The organism is Bartonella queenslandensis AUST/NH15 (assembly GCF_000312585.1).
GTDB lineage: Bacteria > Pseudomonadota > Alphaproteobacteria > Rhizobiales > Rhizobiaceae > Bartonella > Bartonella queenslandensis_A.
Genome location: NZ_HE998003.1, coordinates 111,918 through 113,938, shown reverse-complemented (window position 1 = coordinate 113,938; position 2,021 = coordinate 111,918). Strand labels below are relative to the sequence as shown.

The 2,021-nt window shown below is 35.8% G+C and carries 1 protein-coding gene; it reads right to left on the bottom strand.

Annotated elements, in window-relative coordinates; translation table 11 throughout:
- The coding region (locus BN338_RS05675) for a pertactin-like passenger domain-containing protein (RefSeq protein WP_039760141.1) at window positions 1-1,710 on the bottom strand (1,710 nt) is incomplete at its 3' end.
- Between the last annotated feature and the right edge of the window lie 311 nt (window positions 1,711-2,021).

Here is a 2,021-nt window from a genome sequence, read left to right as displayed (position 1 = left end):
ACTCTCAAAGCTAAAATCCGCAATCGTAACAATCATTCCCTTTTCAATTGTGCGTTCTGTGAGATCTTTCGATAATGGATCCATAACAAATGGTTGCAAGCTAAAATCAGAAACTTGAAAAGTTGTCTCATCTATAATGTGGTTTGCATCTAAATACCAAATTTTACCGGTGCCTTTATCGTTTCTATGTTTCAAACTATATCTATAGGTTCCGGCATCAATAGCACTGATTTTTTCACCAAAAATGTTTGTCAGAGTAAAATGAGCGCTCCCACCGTGATCAGAAATTAATTTAAGCTTTTTGCGGAAAGAGTTTGTCATTTCACGCCCAGAATCAGTCACACTTACTGTGTGATGACCAGAGCTGCTTTCTTTAATGACAAGATAATCAGCAAAATGCTTGGAAAAGTTGACATTAAAATCGAAATGTAAAGAACCTGAAAGATCATTAATATTAAGCTCTGAGTAATGCTTTTTAGCCCCAGAAGACGTAAAAATAACCCTACCATTTCCTTTTAAATTCTGGATATTAACGTGAGGTTTTTTGCCGTTATCTTCAGACGCAATAATGTATAGTTTGGTATCTTCTCCATTTAAATTAAGATTTTCTACTTCCGTAACCGCTCCATCATTTCCAGCATAAAGATAGAGGCTGCCAAAGTCATGAATATTTGTATCCTTATCTAATATTGCCCCCGCAAAACCCCATGAGCTTGCTTGATGATTAATTGTTAGATCATCCGTATATCCAGAATCATATATCTTCTGCGTAGCTCTATCGTATAAAGTAACTTCGCTCGCATTCCCTCCTGCAAAGATATTCTGCATCCCATTTTTAAAAAGTTCAGTACTCAGAGCAGAAGCCCCCTCATTGATTGTAAAATCTTCCTCTTCTGTATCGGCTGCATCAGCATCTTCTGAAAAAACGTTATTAAAGCTCTCTTGACCATCAAGATTCTGAACGCCTCCTTTCATAACCCTTGTGTCAACAACCATCCCCCCACTATAGACACTTTGCACTCCTAGCATTCCATCTGCGTCATGAATTTCAGTGCCATAAGCACTACTTGCCTTATCTTCAAGAAACAAACCATCTTCAAGGATCATCCCCTTACCCAAAATAATCTGCTCACCACCATGAATTTGAGCTCCTTCAGCATTTGCACCACTTTCAACAATTTGTTTACCCCCTTTTTTAACAGTGGCATATTCTGAAGTACTAAGTTTTTGGATAAACTCAATCCCACCATGCTCAATGATCGTATCCCTACTCACACTTGCTGCATCAATGTAGAGTTTTCCCCCCTCTTGAACCGTATTATTGATGGAATAGGCAGCACCTTCATAGCTAAAGCTATTTATTTCAGAACCTTCAGAGCCACGGTTTGTAATATAAATGACAGCACCATCGCTTATTATTGAATTGGTGAGAACTGTAAAGAATAGGTTTTCTAATTCCTTCTGTTCCTCTTCTGAAGACTTACTTTCTTCTATTCTCTTTTGATGCACTATCCTTTTTGATCCCTCCTTTTTTTCTTCTAATCCCCGCACTTTTGATAAAAACTTTGGAGTTTCTTTTAGATGTTCACTGACATCTACCGGTGTTAATAGTTTTTCTTTTGGTGTAACGACTCGATCTGCACTTGCAATCTTTATAAAAAAACTGCTCGTCATTAACGCATAAAAACTTAATTTCAATTTGCGTTGCATTATTCACACCCATAATTCCAAATTTAAATCCCCCATTTAGAAAAAAGTGCATAGACCAAAACAACATTCTGTAATGGCTGAACGTCATGTTTTTTTTCAATAATAAAGCATGCGATGACTAATTTCTGACAGATCAAATAGACACCATGTGTTTTTAAATGTATGCACAATTAAAAGATTTATTTTTTATAACATACAGCTAAAAAGTGTTATAATTATATTCATAAAAAAATTTAATATTTTTGAGACACTAAACACTGATCTACGAATAAGATTGATCTCTCAATAGATAAAAATTGGACTTAGGCTTT